A 19,085-nucleotide genomic window follows, 5' to 3' on the forward strand; every position below is an offset into this window, starting at 1 on the left:
GGCCAACGCCTCTCCGAACAGGGGTGGGGCCGGTCCGACCGGACCGGGCCCCACCCGACTCGCGCGCTGACCGGCGCCGCGGACCCTAGTTCAGGCCCTTGCGGGTCAGCAGCGGGCCCATGCCGGGCTCACGGCCGAGGAAGTCGGTGACCGCCGCCATCGGGTCGACGCTGCCGCCCTTGGAGAGCACCTTCTCCCGGAAGCTGTCGCCGCCCGCGCGGGTGAGGCCGCCGTGCTCCTTGAACCACTCGACGCTCTCCGCGTCCAGCACCTCGCTCCACACGTACGAGTAGTAGCCCGCGCTGTAGCCGTCGTCGGAGAAGATGTGCTGGAAGTACGTGCTTCGGTAGCGGGGGCTCACCAGCGGGTGCAGCACCCCCGCCTCTTCCAGGGCCCGCCGCTCGAAGTCCGCCGGGTCCTCGATGGTCTCCCCCGGCGCCAACCGGTGCCAGGCCCAGTCGAGCAGTGCGGCGCCCAGGTACTCGAAGGTGCCGAAACCCTGGTTGAACTGGCTGGCGGCGGTGAGGCGCTCCACCAGTTCGGCGGGGACGGGCTCGTCGGTCTCGTGGTGCCTGGCGTAGTTCGACAGCACCTCCGGCCACAGGGCCCACATCTCGTTGACCTGGGACGGGAACTCCACGAAGTCGCGCGGCACGCTCGTGCCCTCGACCCTGGGGAACCGGACGGCGGAGAGCAGGCCGTGCAGCGCGTGGCCGAACTCGTGGAAGGCCGTCTCCACCTCGTCGAAGGTCAGCAGGGTGGGTCCGGAGACGGGCTTGGTGATGTTGAGGTTGTTGACCACCACCGGTAGTTCGTCCAGCAGGTACGACTGGTCGACCAGGTTGTGCATCCACGCGCCGCCGCGCTTGGTGGCACGCGCGTAGGGGTCGAGCAGGAAGAGGCCGAGCGGGGTGCCATCGCCGTCGAACACCTCCCACGTGCGCATGTCGGAGTGGTAGCCGCGCAGGTCGGGGCGCTCGGTGAAGGTGACCCCGTACAGCAGGGTCGCCGCGTGGAAGACGCCGTCCTCGAACACGCGGCCCAGCTCGAAGTAGGGCCGAAGGACGCTCTCGTCGAAGTCGTAGCGCGCCTTGCGGACCTGCTCCGTGTAGTAGGGCCAGTCCCACGGCTCGATCTCGTGCCCGGCGTACTCGGCGAGCGCCCGGGCCTCCTTCTCGACGTTGCGCAGGACCGGGCCGACCAGCTGTCCGAGGCGTTCCTCGACCGCCTCGACGGTCCTGGCGGTCTGGTCGGCGACCTTGTAGGCCGCGTGGTCGGGGTATCCGAGCAGCTGGGCGCGTTCGGCGCGCAGCTCGGCCATGCGGGCGCCGATCTCCAGGTTCTCCGGGGCGCGGTCGCGGCTCAGCGTGTACAGGCGTTCGCGGGTGGAGCGGTTGGTGAGCTGGGACAGCGCGGGCTGCACGGTGGTGTTCAGCAGCGGCAGCACGTACTCGTCGCCCTGGCGGATCGCCTCGATCTGGGCCGCGTCCAGGCCGTCGAGGTCGGTGGCGTCAGTGGTGACCAGTGACGACTCCCCGGTGGCCCGCACGACGTTGCGGGAGAACTCCGTGCCGAGCTCGGCCAGGCGGGCGTTGAGCTCGCGCAGTCGCTCCTGCTCCCGCTCGCCGAGGTCGGCTCCCGCCTTGACGAAGTCGAGCCGGTACCGCTCCAGCAGCCACGCCTCCTGCGGGTCGTCCGTGCTGACCTGCTGAATCCGGGCCCACAGCTCGCGGTTGAGGGAGATCGCGTCGCTGTGCCGGGTGGAGCGGGGGACGATCTCCTTCTCGATCTCGCGGATGCCGTCGGTGGCATCGGAGCCGGTCAGCGTGTTGAGCACGACCTCCACTCGTCGGAGGGTCGCGCCGGAGCGCTCCAGCGCGGCGATGGTGTTGTCGAAGGTCGCGGGCTCCGGGTTGCGGGCGATCGCGTCCACTTCGGCGAGGTGCTCGGCCACGCCCTGCTCGAAGGCGGGCAGGAAGTGCTCCTCGCGGACCGCCGCGAAGTCGGGAAGACGGTAGGGCAGTTCGCTGGGTGACAGGAACGGGTTGGCGGTCAAGGGGTGGTGCTCCTCGTTCGTTGAGGGTCGGGCGCTCGTGCCGTTCTATCCTGCTGCCGCCCGGCTGTCACCCCCTTACCCAGGGCTGACGTGCGGTCACTCGGCGCAGCGCCGCTGCGGGGCGGCGCCCGCGGCCCGGGCCGCACCCGTACCGGTGGGGGGCGTCCTGACAGTGCGGCGCGGGCCTGGTTTCATGGCTGTGACCCAGCGCACTCGGAGGTGTCAGTTGCCCGAGAACACGGGCGTTCCCGGCCCCTGGGGGACCCACCCGCTCCCCCGTTCGGCCCTTCCCCCCGTCGGTACGCCGGACCTGCGCGGCCCCGCCCGGTTCGTGTGGTGGCTGATCGCCCGTCAGCCGTGGCGCGTCCTGCGCGGTGCCCTGTTCGGCACCCTGTGGATGGTGGGGCTGGTGTTCCCGCCCTACCTGATGGCCCGTGCCATCGACGACGGTCTGCGCGCCGAGGACCCCCGCGCTCTCACCCTGTGGGCGGGGGCCGGAGCGGCGATGGCCGTGGCGACCGCGATCGTGTCGATCCTGCGGCACCGCACGATGTTCCTGGTCCGCACGGACGCCGCCCACCGGACCATGCGTGTGGTCACCCGGCACGCCACGGTACTCGGCGCGACCCTGTCACGGCGGGTCTCCTCCGGCGAGCTCTCCACGGTGCAGGCCTCCGACGTCCTGCGGATCGCCCACATCCTCACCATGACCGGCCCCGGCGTGGGGTCGGTCGTGGCCTACGGGGGCGTGTCGGTCCTGCTGTTCACCATCTCGCCGCCGTTGGCCGCGATCGTGGTGCTCGGCGTCCCGGTGCTGGCCGCGGTGGTGGGGCCGCTGATGGGGAGGCTGCACGGACACCAGAGCGTCTACCGCGAACACCAGGGCCGCGCCATGGCGCTGGCCGCCGACATCGTGTCCGGACTGCGGGTCCTGTGCGGGATCGGCGGACGGTCGCACTTCGCCCGCCGGTACGAGGAGCGCTCGCGGGAGGTGCTGCGCCAGGGCTACCGGGTCAGCGAGACCACGAGCTGGTTCCACGCGGTGAGTGCCTGCCTGCCGGTGGTCTTCCTCGGGGCGGTCACCTGGGTGGCCGCCCGTCTGGCGGTGAACGGGCAGATCACCGTGGGCGAGACCGTCGCCGTGTACGCGTACGTCGCGATCCTCATCCTGCCGGTGTTCTTCATCATCGAGGGCGCCAGTTCGGTGATCGAGGGCCTGGTGTCCGTGCGCCGCGTGCTCGACCTGCTCACCCTCGAACCCGCGCGGACCGGGAGCGGCCGGGACCTGCCCGGCCCGCCTCGGGACGCGCCGATGGTCGAGCCCGAGTCCGGGGTGAGCGTCCCTCCCGGTCTGACGACCGCGCTGGTCAGCGCCGACCCCGGGGAGGCCGCCGCCGTGGTGGACCGGCTTGGCCGCTACCGCGTGTCCGACACCGTGTGGGGTGGTGTGCCGCTGCGCGACGTCGAACTCGGGGAGGTGCGTCGGCGCGTGCTGGTGTCCGACAACGACTCCCACCTGTTTGCGGGTTCCCTGCGCGAGGTCCTGGACCCGCACGGGTCCCACGGTGACGGGGAGGTCCGGGCGGCGCTGCGCGTGGCGGGTGCCGACGACGTGGTCACCTCGCTGCCGGACGGGCTGGACTCCCCGGTGGAGCCGCAGGGCCGCAACCTCTCCGGCGGCCAGCGGCAGCGGGTCCGGCTGGCCCGGGCGCTGCTGGCCGACCCCGAGGTGCTGCTGTTGGTCGAACCCACCTCCGCCGTGGACGCGCACACCGAGGCGACCGTCGCCGAACGCCTGCACACGGCGCGGGCCGGACGCACCACCGTGGTCGCGGGCACGTCTCCGCTCCTGCTCGACCGCGCGGACCGGGTGCTGTTCCTCGTCGACGGGCGGGTCGCCGCGGTCGGTACCCACGGCGCTCTGCTCACCGAACGGCCGGACTACCGGAAGCTGGTCTTCCGTGGCGCCTCCGACCAGGAGGACGGCCGGGCCGACAACGACACCCACGACGAAGGGATGCCCGCATGAGCCAGCGACTCCCGGTCGCCGACCGCGCCGAGGTCCGGAGGGACACCGTCGAGTTGTTGCGGGCCGAACGCGGGCGGGCCACGAGCGCGGTCCTGCTGACCTGTCTGGCCACCGGCGCCGGACTGGTCGGCCCCTACCTGCTGGGTCGGATCGTCGACATGGTGCAGGCGGGCACGGCCACCCTGGGCAGGATCGACCTGCTCGCCGCGGGTGTGCTCGCGGCCGCGATCGTCCAGCTCCTGCTGACCCGGTACGCGCGCCGCGCCGTCTACCGGTTCGGCGAACACGTGCTGCGGCGCCTGCGGGAGGACTTCGTGGGCCGGGTGCTCACGCTGCCCACCCGTGTGGTGGAGCGTTCGGGCACCGGAGACCTCACCACGCGGGCCTCCGCCGACGTGGGAAACGTGGGCACCAGTCTGAGGGGCGCGCTGCCGGAGATCAGCATGGGGGTGCTCCAGGTCGTGGTGCTGGTGGCCGCGGTCGCCTGGCTGCACCCGCTGCTGGGGCTGTGCGCGCTGGTGGGCTTCCCTCTGGTGTGGCCCGCCGCGCGCTGGTACCTGCGGCGTTCGCGCGAGACCTACCTGGCGGAGGGCGCCGCCCTGTCCGCCGCGTTGGAGGGCACCTCGGCCACCGCCGAGGGCGGCCGCACCGTGGAGGGCCTGGGCGTCCAGGCGGACCGCCGTCGGGTGACGGACCGGGACGTGGGCGTGCTGTACCGGGCCCGCCGGGGTGGGCTGCGGCTGCGGTCGGTGCTGTTCCCGGTGGCGGAGTCGGTCTTCGTGCTGCCGGTCGCGGTCGTCCTGCTGGTGGGCGGTTTCCTGTACCTGAACGGCGGGATCGGCCTGGGCGCCCTGGTGACCTGCCTGTTGTACGTGCAGCAGATGGTGGACCCCACCATCGGCGTCACCCAGAGGCTGGAGGAGCTCCAGCGGGCCGCCGCGTCGTTCGCGCGGTTGCGGGGCGTGCAGCGGCTGCCGGAGGAGTCCGCGGACCCGGGGCTCGTGCCGTCGGACGACCGGATCGAACTGTGCGGCGTGCGCTACGCGTACGTGCCGGGGCACGACGTGCTGCGGGGTATCGACCTCACGGTTCGGCCCGGTGAGCGGCTGGCGGTGGTGGGGCCCTCCGGCGCGGGCAAGTCGACGATCGGTCGCCTGTTGTCCGGCGCGGACTCCCCGGGCTCCGGGCGCGTACTGCTGGGCGGGGTGCCCGTCGCGGAGCTCGCCCCGGAGGTGCTGCGCGAGCGGATCGTGCTGGTCAACCAGGAGCACCACGTGTTCACCGGGACCCTGCGGGAGAACCTCGCCATCGCGGCCGACGGCGGCGGTTCCGTGGACGACTCCACCCTGTTGGCGGCCCTGGACGCGGTGGACGCCGACTGGGTCGGCGGGCTGCCGGAGGGCTTGGACACCCGGGTGGGCTCGGGTGGCGAGGCGCTCTCCCCCGCCCGGGCCCAGCAGGTGGCCCTGGCCCGTGTGGTGCTGCTCGACCCGCACACGGTGGTGCTGGACGAGGCCACCTCGCTGTTGGACCTGCGGACCGCACGGCACACGGAGCGGTCGCTGGCGGCGGTGCTGGAGGGGCGGACGGTCATCGCGATCGCGCACCGGCTGCACACGGCGCACGACGCGGACCGGGTGGCCGTCGTCGCGGAGGGGCGCGTCACCGAGTTGGGAACCCACGACGAGCTGATCGCAGCGGGAGGGGCGTACGCGGCCCTGTGGAGTTCCTGGCACGGCACCGACTGACCGGTCCGCGGGGCCGCCCCGTCACGCCTCGTCGCGCCCCGCCGCGCCGTGCCCGTGGTGCGCGGTGGGGGGGGTCGGAGCCTGGGCCGGGGCCCCGGGCCACGGGGCCGCGTCAGCTCGCGGGTCAGGCCGGGGTGAGGAACTCCAGGCGGTTGCCGTTGTGGTCGAAGGTGTGGAAGCGCCGGTAGCCCGGGATGTTCTCGTCCCAGGTGATCGCGTACCCCGCCGAGGTGATCCGCTCTGCGAGGGCGTCCAGCTCCCGGACCATGATCCCGGGGTGGGCCTTGCGCTGCGGCGCGAAGTCCTCCTCCACCCCCAGGTGGATCTCCAGGGCGTCCGCGCGGACCCACAGGCCTCCGCGTACGGCCAGGGCCGGGGGTTTGGCGACCTCGACGAAGCCGAGGAGGTCCACGTAGTAGGCGCGGCACGCGTCCTCGCCTCCCGGGGGGTGGCAGATCAGCACGTGGTGCAGGCCGAACCCGAACCCGGTGGAGGTGTCCGGCTCCGGGTCGCCGTGTTCGGGGCCTTCGGTGTGGTCGGTCGTCATGCGGTGTCGCCTCTCTCGTGGGGGGGAACGCGTCGGATGGGGCAGGGGCCGGGGTCGGGCCGGAGCCCTCAGTCGAGCAGGTCGTTGCCGGTACGGGCCCGCGCGAAGATCCGCCGGAAGGACAGCATCGCGAGGGCCAGCCAGCAGAGGGCGGCCAGGAGCATCAGCCCCAGGGCGGCCAGGACCGCCGTGGCCGGGGCGCCCGCCTCGACCGCGCGCACGGCGGTCAGCCCGTGCGTGACGGGCAGGAGCTGGGCGGCCCACTGGAGCGGGGTCGGCCAGAACGCCACCGGCACCATCGCTCCGCAGATCGCCGTCACGGTCACTGTCGTCACGGTGCTGATCACGTTGCGAGCCTCCGCGAAGACCAGCGCCGCTGAGGCGACGAGCAGGGTCATGCAGTAGGTGGACAGGCAGGTCAGGACGACGATCCCCACCAGTAGGGGCACCTGCCACCACGTCCAGCCGATCCCGAAGAACGGCGGGACGGCCAGCAGGGCGATCGAGGTGGTCACCATCGCCGATCCCGGCTTTTGCAGGCTGCGCCCGAAGTAGTGCAGGCCGGGTTCGACCGGTGAGGCGGTCAACAGTCCCATCGTGCCCGCTTGGCGGTCCCAGCAGGTGGAGGCCACCGCCATCATGGTCTCGGCCACGCAGAGGGTGAGCGCGGCGCCCAGGACGACGTAGCGGGTGTACTCCGGGTCCCCCACCAGCGCGCCGACCGCGGTGTAGAAGACCACCTGGGACAGGAGCCGCACCAGCCAGCCGAACAACCAGCTCCGCCACGTGTAGAAGGAGTGGAAGTCGGCTCGGGCGATGACCGCGCTGTGGCGCACCGTGCGCGCGGCCCGGACGGGTGAGATCACGGTTCTTCCCCTCTTCAGACGCGGGACAGTGTGCCCTCGGCGCGGGCGCGCCTCAGGAAGCGGACGAGGGTGAGCGAGCCCACCGCCAGGGCGAGCGCGCCCAGTGCCAGGACGGTGAGCAGCCGGAGCGCGAGGGCCTCGACCGGCCCGGGTGTGAGGGAGTCGCGGAACAGGTCGGCGGCCCAGGACAGGTACAGCACCCGACTGACCCCCTCCACCCATCCGGGGTAGAGGGCCACCGGGACCATCACCCCGGCCAGCAGGAACATGGGCATGGACAGGGTGTTCTGCACGATCCTGGGGTTGGGCGTGGCGATGAACAGGGCCGAGAGCGCGGTCGTCGTGGCGGCCGTGCCCAGGGCGGTGGCCACCATGGCCAGGACGAACACCACGGGGTGGTGGATGGTGATCCAGTGCCCGAAGCCCACGCCCGCCACCAGGACGGCCAGCGCGAACGCGGGCAGGGAGATGAGCATCGCCCCGCACAGGCGCCCGAAGACCAGTGACGGGAGGGAGGCTGGGGAGGCCACGAGGGGTTCCAGCCGACCGTTCTCCCGGTCCTCGCTGATCATCTCGCCGGAGAACATCAGCGCGGCGGTCCACAGGGACATGAGGGTGGGTGCCACGACGGCGTAGGCGGCCAGGTCCGAACGGCCGGAGTAGAGCACCATCGACATCAGGACCGCCGTGGTGAACGGGGCCCCGATCAGGGAGAAGTAGGTGTCGGCGCTGCGGGACATCGCCCGGGTCTGGAACCCGAACCCCAGGGTGAAGGAGGTCAGCAGCCGCCTCACCGGCCCACCGCCATCCCCCGGTCGCCCACCAGGTGCAGGTACACCTCTTCCAGGCTGGGGCGGCTCAGGCAGACGTCGCGGATCTGGGCATCCACCAGCGCGCGCTGCACGGCCAGCGTGGCCTGCGGCGTCTCGGTCTCCACGCGGGTCAGCCCGCTCTCGGCCCCGGTCACCGACACCACGCCCGGCAGGGCGCCCAGACGTTGGCGTAGGGGTTCGGGGACCCCGCGCGCGTCCACGCGCTCGTAGGCGGAGATCAGCGCGCCGACGGTCGACGGGGTCTCGGTCATCACCAGGCTGCCCTGGTCGATGAGGGAGACCCGGTCGCTGAGCGCGGCCGCCTCGGCCATGTCGTGCGTGGTGAGCAGGACGGTGGTGCCGCCGCTGCGCAGTTCGCCCACCAGGGCGCGGAAGTCGCGGGCGGCCACCGGGTCCATGCCCACGGTGGGTTCGTCCAGGATGAGCACCCCGGGGTCGGAGACCAGCCCCCGGGCCAGGTGCAGGCGCTGCTTCATGCCCCGGGAGAACCCGCCGACCCGGTCCTTGGCGCGGTCGGCGAGACCGACCCGCTCCAGCAGTCCCTCGACCCGCCTGCGGCGCGCGGCCCCGCTCAGCCCGTAGACCGACGCCCAGAAGGTGAGGTTCTGCCGCGCGGTGAGCCGGTCGTAGGCGCCCTTGTCCCCGCCGAAGACGATCCCGAGGGAGTTCTTGACGGCGGCGGTGTCGGTGACCACGTCGTGTCCCAGCACCCGGACGGTTCCGGAGGTGGGGAGCAGGACCGTGGAGATGATCTTGCACAGGGTCGTCTTGCCCGCGCCGTTGGGCCCGAGCAGCCCGTGGACCTCTCCTCGCGGGATCTCCAGGTCGACGCCGCGCAGCGCCTCCAGCGGATCACCCCCCTTGCGCTGGTAGACGCGCCTGAGACCGCTGATGCTGAGAGCACTCACGTGCTGGCTCCTCCATGGGGGTGGGGGTGACGGGGTCGGAGCGGGCAGCCGAGGGCAGGGGCGCGACCGTGGGGGACGGGCACGGGTCAGACGGTAACGGAGGGTGCCCTCCCGGCGTTCGACGGGGTTCGGGGAGAGGGGGAGCCGCCAGGTCAGCGCGGCCCCTCCGGCCCCCGGCGCGATACCAGTGCGGGGGTCGGCGCGCCAGACGGAGCCGCGCGGTTACCCGGGTGCGACCGTGCGTCGGAGCGCTGGTACGCCCTCCGGCTCGGAGTCCGCGCCCGCCGTTCACTCAGGAACGGGCGCGTCGGAACCCGAGCCGGAGGGCGGATGGGGCGACGGGCGTTCGTGGACGTGCTCCAGGCCGTCGACGTCGTCCCACTGCTCGCCGACGTGCTCGAAGCCGAACCCCGCGATGGTGGCCAACGAGGCGGTGTTGTCCGGACGGATCGAGGCCCGCACCACGGCCACGCCGGGAGCGGTGTCGGCCCTACGCAGCAGTTCGACCACGATCGCCCGCGCGTAGCCCCGGCGACGCCTCTCCGGCACCACGGAGTAGCCGATCTCCACCATCCGGCGTTCGTCCGGCGGACCGTGGAACCCGGCGTGGCCCACCGCCCATCCGTGGTCGGCGTCCACGACCAGGCTGGTGAGCCAGCCCGCGCGGGAGGGCACCGCACGGATCTGCCCGAGCCGGTAGCGGCTCAGCCAGCGCATCTCCTCGGTGGCGAAGTGCGCGCCGAGCTCGGTGCCCAGGAGCGCGCCCGCGGTCTCGGTGTCGCCCTCGGCCAGCGCCGCGAGCACGGGTTCGGTCATCTCGACCAACCGCACCCGGGGTGCGTCGGGGCGGGGTCGCGGGGCACCGGGGGCGTCGCCGCTCCGGGGGCCGGAAGGGGTGTCTGCGCTTGTCACACCCCCATCCTTTCCCCGGCCCCCGCACGGCACAACGTGTTTTCGCCTCTTCGGCGACACGACGTTCCCCGCCCCTTCGGGGATGACCGCCGACCGTCACCGGTGTCCGGGACGATGGGCCGACCGACACGACCACACCGCTGAGGAGCGCCACGTGACCGACACCGAGAACCGCCGCTGCGCCTGGGCCCGGAACGCCTCCGAGCTCATGACCGCCTACCACGACACCGAGTGGGGACGGCCCTCGCACGACGACCGGCACCTGTTCGAGATGCTCGTGCTGGAGGGCGCCCAGGCCGGGCTGTCCTGGTCCACGGTGCTGAACAAGCGGGAGAACTACCGGAGCGCCATGGACGGCTTCGACGTCGAGCGGATCGCCGCGTACGGCCCGGCGGAGACCGACCGGCTGCTCGCCGACCCGGGAATCGTCCGCAACCGCCTCAAGGTGGCCTCCGCCGTGCGCAACGCGCAGGCCTTCCTCCGGGTGTGTGAGGAGTTCGGCGCCTTCGACCCCTACCTGTGGGGGTGGGTCGGTGGCGATCCGGTGGTCAACCACTGGGCGTCCCCGGAGGAGGTACCGGTGACCACGGACCTGTCCGACCGGCTCAGCCGGGACCTCAAGAAGCGCGGGTTCACCTTCGTGGGCAGCACCATCGTGTACTCCTACCTCCAGGCCAACGGGCTGGTCGACGACCACCTGGACGGGTGCCCCGCCAAGCCCGTCTGAGGCGCCAGCAGCGTTGCCGTACGCTGTACTGTACGCACTACGGAAGGAAGTGTCATGACCTTTCTCATCGCCGGGGCCACCGGAACGGTCGGCAGCGAGATCGTCCGCCGACTCGCCGCCGCCGGACACCCCGTGCGCGCCCTCACCCGCGACGCCCGACGGGCGCGACCGGGCCTGCCCGAGGGCGCCGAGGCCGTCCAGGGCGACCTCACCGACCCCGAGTCGGTCGCACCCCACCTCGAAGGCGTCGACGGCCTGCACCTCATCACCTTCGGCGGCGACGACCACGCACCGCTGGAGACCGGGCCCCGTCTGGTCGAACTGGCCCGGGAGGCGGGCGTGCGCCGGGTGACGGTGCTGTCCGACTTCTACGAGGGCGGCGTCCAGGAGGCCCTGCGCGCGAGCGCGCTCACGTGGACCTTCCTCAACCCGGTCGAGTTCATGGCCAACCTCCTGGAGCACGCCGAGGAGATCCGCGCCGAGGGCGTGATGCGGGTGTCCCGCGACCACCCGAGCGCCATGGTGCACGAGGCCGACATCGCCGCCGTGGCGGTCGCCGCGCTCACCGAGGACGGCCACGGCGGGCAGGCGTACCTGATCAGCGGCCCCGAGGCCCTCACCCCGGAGGACCAGGCCGCCCGGCTGTCGGCCGCGACCGGCCGGACGGTCACCCCGGTCCGACTCGACCCGGAGGAGAACGCCCGGCGCCTGCGCGAGCGGGGGCACGACGAGGAGTACGTGGCGTTCGCGCTCGACCTGGCCGCCAACCCGCCGGAGGTCGGCGGCCGGGTACAGGACACCGTGCCGCGCGTGACCGGCCGCTCCGGGCGCACCCTCGCGCAGTGGGCCGCCGAGCACGCGGCGGAGTTCACCGGGTAACGCGGCGCACCACCCGACCGGGCCCGGTGCGCGGCGCGCACCCCCTTCCCCGGCCCCGTCGGGCCAGCACGGCACTTCCGGACGTTCCGCGGACACTCCCCACGGCCCGGCCCGCACCCGGAGCGGGGCCGGACGCGCGGCGGCGCCCGCTCGGCGACGAACAGGGCCGCACCCCCTGCGCGGACGGCCGCGGACGAGGGCTCGATGGCGGTCACGCCGGGGCATCGACGACGAAGGCCGCGACGTCCGCACCGGAGAACACCGCCTCCACCTGCGAGAACAGGAAACCCGCAGAAAACTTTAGGCCATAAGGAATTACCTGGGCCGGGTCCGGTGTTCCCTGTTCCGTACGACGTACTGTACGAAGTACGAAGGGAAGCGAGCATGACATCCACACCTCGACCCGACCCGGCGCCGGTCGTCCGCACCCGGGGACTCGGCCGCAGGTTCGCGACCACGTGGGCCCTGCGCGGGTTCGACCTGGAGGTCGGCCAGGGCACGGTCCACGGGCTGCTCGGGCCCAACGGGGCCGGTAAGAGCACGGCCGTCCGTCTCCTCACCACCCTGCTCCGCGTCCACGAGGGCACGGCCGAGGTCGCCGGGTACGACGTCGCCACCCAGGGGGCGCTGGTCCGGAGCCGTATCGGGCTGGTCGGCCAGAACGCGGCCGTCGACGAGATCCTCAGCGGCCGCCAGAACCTGGAGCTCTTCGGCCGCCTCCACCACCTGGGCGCACGGGCCGCCGCCCGTCGGGCCGACGAGCTGCTGGAGCGCTTCGGCCTGACCGGAACCGGGAAACGCCCGGTCAGCACCTACTCGGGCGGGATGCGGCGCAGGCTCGACCTGGCCGCCGGGATGGTCCTGAGCCCGGCGGTGCTGTTCCTCGACGAACCGACCGTCGGCCTCGACCCCCGTGGCCGCGACGAGGTGTGGACCGCCGTGCGCGGCCTGGTCGCCACGGGCACCTCCGTGCTGCTCACCACCCAGTACCTGGAGGAGGCCGACCAGCTCGCCCACCGCGTCTCGGTGATCGACACCGGCCGCGTGATCGCCGAGGGCACTCCCTCCGAGCTGAAGTCGCGGATGGGCGGGGACCGGATCGACGTGGTCCTGCGCGACGAGCACGTCCTGTCCGAGGCCGCCGAGCTGGTCGAACGGGCCACCGGGCACACCGTGCGCACCATCCCGGAGGAGAGGCGGCTCAGCACCGAGGTGGACGACCGCGCCGCCTCCCTCACGCGTGCCGTGCGCGCCCTGGACGAGGGCGGGGTGGCCGTGGCCGACGTGGTCCTGCGCTCCCCCACCCTCGACGAGGTCTTCCTGCACCTCACGAGCCCGGCATCCCCCGGAACCCCCGTCGACGGGGCGCGCCCGACAACAGGCGACGACCCCACCGCACCCACCCCGGCCGCACGGCCCGGCACCCCCACGGAGGCCCCGCGATGAACGACACCGCACCCGCACCCGTCCCGTCCTCCGCCGCCCCAGGGCCGGTGTCCCGCCTGGGCTGGGCCGCCGTCGACGGCTGGACCGTGGCCCGACGCGACGTCCTCCACTGGTGGCGCCAGCCGTGGGAACTGCTCTTCGGGCTGCTCTTCCCCGCCCTCATGGTGCTGATGTTCGTGTACCTGCTGGGCGGCGCCATGTCCGTGCCCGGCGGCGGCGACTTCACCGAGCACCTCATGCCCGGCATGTTCGCGATGGTGATGGTCTTCGGTCTCGGGGAGACCGTCACGGCAGTGACCTCCGACGCGACCCGGGGCATCACCGACAGGTTCCGGTCGCTGCCCATGTCCGCCTCGGCCGTGGTGGTGGGCCGGTGCCTCGCCGACATGCTCCGCTCCACTGTCACCCTGGCGGTCCTGGTGGGGTTCGGGCTGCTGGTGGGCTGGCAGTGGCACGGGGGCGCGGCCTCCGCCCTGGCCGCGTTCGGACTTCTGCTCCTGCTGAGGTTCGCCATCGTGTGGGTGGGCGTCTACATGGGCCTGGTGATGCGCGGCCAGGGTGGGATCACGGTCATCCAGACCCTGGAGTTCCCGCTCGGCTTCCTCTCCAACGCGTTCGTGGCCACCGCGACCATGCCGGTGTGGCTGGGCGCGGTGGCGGACTGGAACCCGATGTCGTCCACGGTGTCGGCCGCACGTGAGCTGTTCGGCAACCCGTCCGTGGCCGGGGACTCCTGGATCGCGCAGAACCCCCTGCTGATGGCCGTGGTCTGGCCGCTGGTGCTGGTGGCGGTGTTCGCGCCGCTGAGCGTTCGCAGGTACCGGGGCCTCGGCGGCTGACACCCGGCTCGGAGACGGAACCGACGTCCGCGACCCCGGTCCCCGCCCCCCGGTTTCCGTCCGGACCGGCCCGCTCCCCCGGCTCCCGGGCGTCCTCACGGCCGCCCGGGGGCGGGGACCGGCCGACGTACACTGGCCCGTACGCCCTACGGAACCAGCACCAGGACGGACCGATGGCCCCGCAGAACAGCAAGAGTGGCGACCCCGCACGCAGCCTGGCCCTGCTGTGGCGGACCCAGGAGCCCGCGAGCCGCCGGCGGGGCAAGCCGGGGCTGAGCGTGGACCGCATCGTCGCGGCCGCCACCGAGCTCGCCGACGCCGAGGGGTTGGACGCGCTGTCCATGCGCAGGGTCGCCGAGGCCCTCGACGTGGGCACGATGTCGCTGTACACCTACGTGCCCGGCAAGGGCGAGCTCATCGACCTGATGGTCGACTCCGCCTACGCCGACCTCGACACCAGCGACCGTTCGGGCACCTGGCGGGAGCGCCTGCACAGGATCGCGCACGCCAACCGCGACCTCTACATCCGGCACCCCTGGATGCTCCAGACCGTCACCATGCGGCTGCTCGGCCCCCACCTCATCGCCAAGTACGACCACGAGCTCTCCGCCGTGGACGGGCTGGGACTGAGCGAGGTCGAGATGGACTCCACGGTCAGCCTGGTCAACGGCTATGTGGAGAGCACCGCGCGGCAGACCGTCAACTCCGAGGGTCTGGCCCGCGACTCGGGGATGGACGACCAGCAGTGGTGGAACACCGCCGACCCCCTGCTGGCCAGGCTCATCGACGACTCCCGGTACCCCACCGCCGCCCGCGTGGGCGTGGCGGTCGGCACCGCCCACCAGGCGGTCTACGAGGCGGACCACGAATTCGCCTTCGGCCTGGAGCGGGTCCTGGACGGGGTGCAGGTGCTGGTCGACGCCCGCTCCTCCGGTGTCGGAGCCCCGGGACACGCCTGACGTCCCGGGCGCGCGCACGGCGTCCCCGCCCCTGCGGGGGACGCCCGTGCGTCCGGCGCGGGAGCACGACCGGCCAACCAGGTCAGCCAGCCGACCGGCTCAGCGCTCCAGCGCGGCGGCCTCCCGGGCCAGCTCGGTGATCTCGTCCCATCGTCCGGCGGCGACCAGCGCGGCGGGGGTCAGCCAGCTGCCGCCCACGCAGCCCACGTTCGGCAGCGACAGGTAGCCCTGGGCGTTGCGGGGGGTGATACCGCCCGTGGGGCAGAACCGCACCTGGGGCAGCGGGCCGGTCAGCGACTTCAGGAACGCCGCCCCTCCGGAGGCCTCGGCCGGGAAGAACTTGAGCTCGGTGAGCCCCAGTTCCAGCAGGGCCATCGCCTCCGACACCGTGGCGACACCCGGCAGGGCGGGCAGGCCGGTGTCGGCCAGCGCGCGGGCCAGTGCCGGGGTACACCCGGGGCTGACGAGGAAGCGCGCACCCGCCTGAGCGGCGGACCGGGCCTGCTCGCCGTTGACGACGGTCCCGGCGCCCACCACGGCTTCGGGCACCTCCTGGGCGATCCGCTCGATCGCGTCCAGGGCGGCGGGGGTCCGCAGGGTCACCTCGATACCGGGCAGGCCGCCCGCCACCAGGGCCCGCGCGAGGGGGACGGCCTGTTCGGCGTCCTCGACCACCACCACGGGCATCACCGGTGCGAGGTCGAGCACGTCAGCGCCGGAGCGGGGGATCGTCGTCATGGCTGTCTCCAAGTCGTCAGTGAACACGGGTGCGCTACGGGGCCCGAGGCCGGTCGGGGTCGAGCCCGGCCTGCCCTCGGGACCTGCCCCGAGGACAGGCCCCGTGGCCGACCAGAACTGGCCGGGGCCTCGTCAGTGGCCGAAGACCCCGGCGCCGTTCTCAGCCGGTCCGACCGCCCCGCGCAGGGCGGCGAACAGTTCGCGGCCGGTCCCGGCGGAGGAGTCCACCGTGGGCCGGGCGTCCTCGCGGCCGTCGAGGTCGACCAGGACCTCCAGTGTGCCCTGGACGGCGTCGAGCCGGATGGGGTCACCGTCCCGCACCCGCGCCAGTGGTCCGCCCGCCTCGGCCTCCGGCGAGACGTGGATGGCGGCGGGCACCTTCCCGGAGGCGCCGGACATGCGGCCGTCGGTGACCAGCGCGACCCGCTGTCCCCGGTCCTGGAGAACGGCGAGCGGCGGGGTGAGCTTGTGCAGTTCGGGCATACCGTTGGCGCGCGGGCCCTGGAAGCGGACCACCGCCACGAAGTCGCCGGTCAGCTCACCGGCGGCGAAGGCCGACTGGAGTTCGGCCTGGTCGGCGAAGACCCGGGCGGGGGCCTCGACCACGTGCCGTTCGGGGGCCACCGCCGACACCTTGATCACGGCGCGGCCGAGATTGCCCTCCAGCATACGGAGTCCGCCGTCGGGGGCGAAGGGGTCGTCGGCCGGGCGCAGCACGGCGGTGTCCGCGCTCTCGGTGGGGCCGTCCGTCCAGGTCAGCTCACCGTCTTCGGTCAGCTGCGGCACCCGGCGGTAGCGGTCCAGCCCGGGCCCCGCGACGGTGCGGACGTCCTCGTGCAGGAGCCCGGCGTCCAGCAGCGTGCCGATGAGGAAGGCCATGCCGCCCACCTCGTGGAAGCGGTTCACGTCGGCGGCGCCGTTGGGGTACATGCGGGTGAGCAGCGGGACGGCCTCGGAGAGGTCGGCGAAGTCGTCCCAGGTGAGCTGGACCCCGGCGGCGCGGGCGATGGCGACCAGGTGGAGCGTGTGGTTGCTGGAGCCGCCGGTGGCCAGCAGGGCGACCACCGCGTTGACGATGGCCTTCTCGTCGATCTGCTCGCCGACCGGGGTGTGCTGGTCGGTCAGGGCGGTCAGCCCGAGCACCCGGCGCCCGGCCTCCGCGGTGAGGGCCTCGCGCAGCGGGGTGCCCGGCTGTTCGAAGCTGGCCCCGGGCAGGTGCAGGCCCATGACCTCCATGAGCATCTGGTTGGAGTTGGCGGTGCCGTAGAAGGTGCAGGTGCCGGGCGAGTGGTAGGCGGCGGACTCGGCCTGGAGCAGCTCCGTGCGCCCCACCCTGCCTTCGGCGAACTTCTGGCGGACCCGCGCCTTCTCCTTGTTGGGCAGACCGGAGTGCATCGGACCGGCGGGCACGAACGCCACCGGCAGGTGCCCGAAGGAGAGCGCGCCGATGAGCAGGCCGGGCACGATCTTGTCGCACACGCCGAGCATCAGGGCGCCGTCGAACATGTCGTGGGACAGCGCCACGGCGGCGGACATCGCGATGACGTCGCGGCTGAACAGGGACAGTTCCATGCCCGCCCGTCCCTGGGTGATGCCGTCGCACATGGCGGGCACACCCCCGGCGAACTGGGCGACGCCGCCCGCCTCGGCGACCGCCTTCTTGATGACGGCGGGGTAGGTCTCCAGGGGCTGGTGCGCGGAGAGCATGTCGTTGTAGGCGGAGACGATCGCCAGGTTGGGTGTGACGTCTCCGGCCAGGGAGAGCTTGTCCCCGACCCCGCAGGCGGCGAACCCGTGCGCGAGGTTGGCACAGCCCAGGGAGGTGCGGGCCGGTCCCTGGCCCACCGCCGCGCGCAGTCGCTCCAGGTAGGCGGTGCGGGTCGTGGCGCTGCGCTCGGTCAGGCGCCGGGTGACCTCGGCGACCACCGGGTGCACGGAGACCGTCGCCGTGGGGGTCTCGGCGTCCTCGGGGGCCGGGGTCGGGGTCGGGGTCGCGGTGGTCGGGGGGTTGCCGGTGCCGGGGTTGTGCGCGGTCATGCCTGCTCCTCTTCGTGCCACGTGCCGCCGGAGCGGCCGATGAGCCGCCGCGCTCCGGCGGGGCCCGAGCTTCCGGCGGGATAGGTCTCGGGTGCGGTGCCGAGGCTGTTCCAGGCCTCGATGACGGGGTCCACCCACCGCCACGCGGCCTCGACCTCGTCGCGGCGCATGAACAGGGTGGAGTCCCCCGCCAACACGTCCATCAGCAGCCGCTCATAGGCCTCGGGCGAGCGGGTGGCGAAGGTGTCGGCGAAGCTGAGCTCCAGCGGGACCGGCCGCAGCCGCAGCGCTCCCGCGCCGGGTGTCTTGGCCAGCATGGTCAGGTGTATGCCCTCGTCCGGCTGGAGTCGGATGACGAGGCTGCCCGCTCCGGGTGCGGCCGACCCGGGGAAGATGGTGTGCGGGACGTCGCGGAAGCGGACGACGATCTCGGACCGGGCCTGTCCCAGACGTTTCCCGGTGCGCAGGTAGAAGGGGACGCCCGCCCAGCGCCAGTTGGCGACCTCGGCGCGGAGGGCCACGAAGGTCTCGGTGTCGCTGGTGGCGGGGCCGCCCGCCTCGTCCAGGTAGCCCAGGACCTCCTCCCCCTGCACCGTGCCCCTCGTGTACTGGCCGCGCACGGTGTGCTCGGCGACCTGTTCGCCGGTGATCGGGCGCAGGGACTGGAGCACCTTGAGCTTCTCGTCCCGGACGGCGTCGCGGTCGTAGCTGGCCGGGGGTTCCATCGCGGTGAGGCAGAGCAGTTGGAGCAGGTGGTTCTGGACCATGTCCCGCATGGCGCCGGAGGAGTCGTAGTAGCCGCGTCGGCCGCCCACGCCGACGGTCTCGGCAGCGGTGATCTGCACGTGGTCGATCCACCGGGAGTTCCACAGGGGTTCGAGGAAGACGTTGGCGAACCGCAGGACGAGCAGGTTCTGCACGGTCTCCTTCCCCAGGTAGTGGTCGATCCGGTAGGTGCGGGACTCGTCGAAGACCGCTCCCACCTCGTCGTTGACGGCCCGCGCGGAGGCGAGGTCGCGGCCGAGGGGCTTCTCCATGACCACACGGGACTCGGGGGTGACCAGGCCCGCGTCCCGCAGGCCCCGGCAGATGGCTCCGGAGATCATCGGCGGCACCGCGAGGTAGAAGACGCGGTCGCGGCCGGGGGTGAGCGTGTCGGTGAGGTCGGCCCAGCCGGAGGGGTCGCCGCCGACGTCGACGGTCACGTGCGAGAGGCGGCCGAGGAAGCGGCGCAGGAGCTCGGGTTCGACGACCTGGACGGCGCTGTGCCCGCGGACGGCGGAGGCGGCCTTGTCGCGCAGGTCGGCGTCGGTGAGGCCGTCCCGGGAGACGGCGACGACCCGGGTGTCCCCGCCCAGGTGGCCGTCGCGGTCCAGGAGGTAGAGGGAGGGGAGGAGTTTACGCATGGACAGGTCACCGGTTCCGCCGAAGACCACCAGGTCGGTGGGGCGGGGCGCGGGCTGCTGCGGCATTTCGGTGGGCTCCTGCGGGAGGGGAGGGCGTGCGAGGGGTACCGCGGGGCAGGAGGCCGCGCGGCGTGGCGGTGGTGCGGGAGGGGCGG

16 protein-coding genes are annotated in these 19,085 nt (G+C 73.0%); 7 read left to right on the forward strand and 9 right to left on the reverse strand.

Annotation, left to right across the window (positions count from 1 at the left end; translation table 11 throughout):
* Positions 1-85 precede the first annotated feature (85 nt).
* Positions 86-2,056, reverse strand: coding sequence for a M3 family metallopeptidase (locus ACFYL4_RS25570; protein ID WP_387521697.1), 1,971 nt, complete (start codon positions 2,054-2,056; stop codon positions 86-88).
* Between the two features lie 226 nt (positions 2,057-2,282).
* On the opposite strand from ACFYL4_RS25570, the gene ACFYL4_RS25575 reads away from it, so the two are divergent.
* Together ACFYL4_RS25575 and ACFYL4_RS25580 are read left to right on the forward strand one after the other, a co-directional pair.
* Positions 2,283-4,085: an ABC transporter ATP-binding protein gene (locus ACFYL4_RS25575; protein ID WP_387521699.1), complete on the forward strand. Its 1,803-nt coding sequence runs from the start codon at positions 2,283-2,285 to the stop codon at positions 4,083-4,085.
* Positions 4,082-5,833: an ABC transporter ATP-binding protein gene (locus ACFYL4_RS25580; RefSeq protein ID WP_387521701.1), complete on the forward strand. Its 1,752-nt coding sequence runs from the start codon at positions 4,082-4,084 to the stop codon at positions 5,831-5,833. The genes ACFYL4_RS25575 and ACFYL4_RS25580 overlap by 4 nt, the downstream gene beginning before the upstream one ends.
* Before the next feature lie 124 nt (positions 5,834-5,957).
* Here ACFYL4_RS25580 and ACFYL4_RS25585 read toward each other — a convergent pair whose 3' ends face one another.
* The 5 genes from ACFYL4_RS25585 to ACFYL4_RS25605 form a co-directional block, all read right to left on the reverse strand.
* Positions 5,958-6,380, reverse strand: coding sequence for a glyoxalase (locus tag ACFYL4_RS25585; protein WP_357764861.1), 423 nt, complete (start codon positions 6,378-6,380; stop codon positions 5,958-5,960).
* A gap of 68 nt (positions 6,381-6,448) precedes the next feature.
* On the reverse strand, positions 6,449-7,246 hold the full coding sequence (locus ACFYL4_RS25590; protein WP_387521702.1) for an ABC transporter permease: 798 nt from the start codon (positions 7,244-7,246) through the stop codon (positions 6,449-6,451).
* A 14-nt stretch (positions 7,247-7,260) separates the two neighbouring features.
* Positions 7,261-8,040, reverse strand: a complete 780-nt coding sequence (locus ACFYL4_RS25595) for an ABC transporter permease (protein WP_387521704.1) — start codon at positions 8,038-8,040, stop codon at positions 7,261-7,263.
* A complete protein-coding gene (locus ACFYL4_RS25600) occupies positions 8,037-8,987 on the reverse strand; it encodes an ABC transporter ATP-binding protein (protein WP_387521706.1) in 951 nt (316 codons plus the stop codon). The genes ACFYL4_RS25595 and ACFYL4_RS25600 overlap by 4 nt, the downstream gene beginning before the upstream one ends.
* Positions 8,988-9,275: 288 nt before the next feature.
* Positions 9,276-9,899: a GNAT family N-acetyltransferase gene (locus ACFYL4_RS25605; RefSeq protein ID WP_387521708.1), complete on the reverse strand. Its 624-nt coding sequence runs from the start codon at positions 9,897-9,899 to the stop codon at positions 9,276-9,278.
* 154 nt (positions 9,900-10,053) lie between these two features.
* On the opposite strand from ACFYL4_RS25605, the gene ACFYL4_RS25610 reads away from it, so the two are divergent.
* The 5 genes from ACFYL4_RS25610 to ACFYL4_RS25630 all read left to right on the forward strand — a co-directional run bounded on the left by ACFYL4_RS25610 (position 10,054) and on the right by ACFYL4_RS25630 (position 14,749).
* The gene (locus tag ACFYL4_RS25610) at positions 10,054-10,626 is read left to right on the forward strand and encodes a DNA-3-methyladenine glycosylase I (protein ID WP_387521710.1); all 573 of its coding nucleotides are present in this window, start codon (positions 10,054-10,056) and stop codon (positions 10,624-10,626) included.
* 54 nt (positions 10,627-10,680) lie between these two features.
* Entirely contained in the window at positions 10,681-11,505 is an 825-nt protein-coding gene (locus ACFYL4_RS25615; RefSeq protein ID WP_387521712.1) for an NAD(P)H-binding protein, read from the forward strand.
* Between the two features lie 384 nt (positions 11,506-11,889).
* Positions 11,890-12,951 (forward strand): ATP-binding cassette domain-containing protein, encoded by a 1,062-nt coding sequence (locus tag ACFYL4_RS25620; protein WP_387521714.1) that lies wholly within the window; start codon positions 11,890-11,892, stop codon positions 12,949-12,951.
* On the forward strand, positions 12,948-13,790 hold the full coding sequence (locus tag ACFYL4_RS25625) for an ABC transporter permease (protein WP_387521716.1): 843 nt from the start codon (positions 12,948-12,950) through the stop codon (positions 13,788-13,790). The genes ACFYL4_RS25620 and ACFYL4_RS25625 overlap by 4 nt, the downstream gene beginning before the upstream one ends.
* Before the next feature lie 173 nt (positions 13,791-13,963).
* Positions 13,964-14,749: a TetR/AcrR family transcriptional regulator gene (locus tag ACFYL4_RS25630; RefSeq protein ID WP_387521718.1), complete on the forward strand. Its 786-nt coding sequence runs from the start codon at positions 13,964-13,966 to the stop codon at positions 14,747-14,749.
* Between the two features lie 99 nt (positions 14,750-14,848).
* On the opposite strand, the gene ACFYL4_RS25635 is transcribed toward ACFYL4_RS25630, so the two are convergent.
* From ACFYL4_RS25635 to zwf, 3 genes are all read right to left on the reverse strand, one after another.
* Complete coding sequence (locus ACFYL4_RS25635; protein ID WP_387521719.1) at positions 14,849-15,487, reverse strand: bifunctional 4-hydroxy-2-oxoglutarate aldolase/2-dehydro-3-deoxy-phosphogluconate aldolase; 639 nt, start codon at positions 15,485-15,487, stop codon at positions 14,849-14,851.
* A gap of 132 nt (positions 15,488-15,619) precedes the next feature.
* Complete coding sequence (edd, locus tag ACFYL4_RS25640; RefSeq protein ID WP_387521721.1) at positions 15,620-17,524, reverse strand: phosphogluconate dehydratase; 1,905 nt, start codon at positions 17,522-17,524, stop codon at positions 15,620-15,622.
* Positions 17,521-18,996: a glucose-6-phosphate dehydrogenase gene (gene zwf, locus ACFYL4_RS25645; protein ID WP_387521723.1), complete on the reverse strand. Its 1,476-nt coding sequence runs from the start codon at positions 18,994-18,996 to the stop codon at positions 17,521-17,523. Before zwf ends, edd begins: the two co-directional genes overlap by 4 nt.
* Between the last annotated feature and the right edge of the window lie 89 nt (positions 18,997-19,085).

The sequence above is a fragment of the Nocardiopsis sp. NPDC006938 genome, assembly GCF_042869555.1.
In the GTDB taxonomy this organism is placed as follows: domain Bacteria; phylum Actinomycetota; class Actinomycetes; order Streptosporangiales; family Streptosporangiaceae; genus Nocardiopsis.

What these genes read in the sequence shown, in the direction of transcription:
- zwf (WP_387521723.1), bottom strand. Translation starts at nt 18,996, where the DNA reads ATGCCGCAGCAGCCCGCGCCCCGCCCCACCGACCTGGTGGTCTTCGGC.
- ACFYL4_RS25635 (WP_387521719.1), bottom strand. Translation starts at nt 15,487, where the DNA reads ATGACGACGATCCCCCGCTCCGGCGCTGACGTGCTCGACCTCGCACCG.
- edd (WP_387521721.1), bottom strand. Translation starts at nt 17,524, where the DNA reads ATGACCGCGCACAACCCCGGCACCGGCAACCCCCCGACCACCGCGACC.
- ACFYL4_RS25615 (WP_387521712.1), top strand. Translation starts at nt 10,681, where the DNA reads ATGACCTTTCTCATCGCCGGGGCCACCGGAACGGTCGGCAGCGAGATC.
- ACFYL4_RS25580 (WP_387521701.1), top strand. Translation starts at nt 4,082, where the DNA reads ATGAGCCAGCGACTCCCGGTCGCCGACCGCGCCGAGGTCCGGAGGGAC.
- ACFYL4_RS25620 (WP_387521714.1), top strand. Translation starts at nt 11,890, where the DNA reads ATGACATCCACACCTCGACCCGACCCGGCGCCGGTCGTCCGCACCCGG.
- ACFYL4_RS25625 (WP_387521716.1), top strand. Translation starts at nt 12,948, where the DNA reads ATGAACGACACCGCACCCGCACCCGTCCCGTCCTCCGCCGCCCCAGGG.
- ACFYL4_RS25630 (WP_387521718.1), top strand. Translation starts at nt 13,964, where the DNA reads ATGGCCCCGCAGAACAGCAAGAGTGGCGACCCCGCACGCAGCCTGGCC.
- ACFYL4_RS25585 (WP_357764861.1), bottom strand. Translation starts at nt 6,380, where the DNA reads ATGACGACCGACCACACCGAAGGCCCCGAACACGGCGACCCGGAGCCG.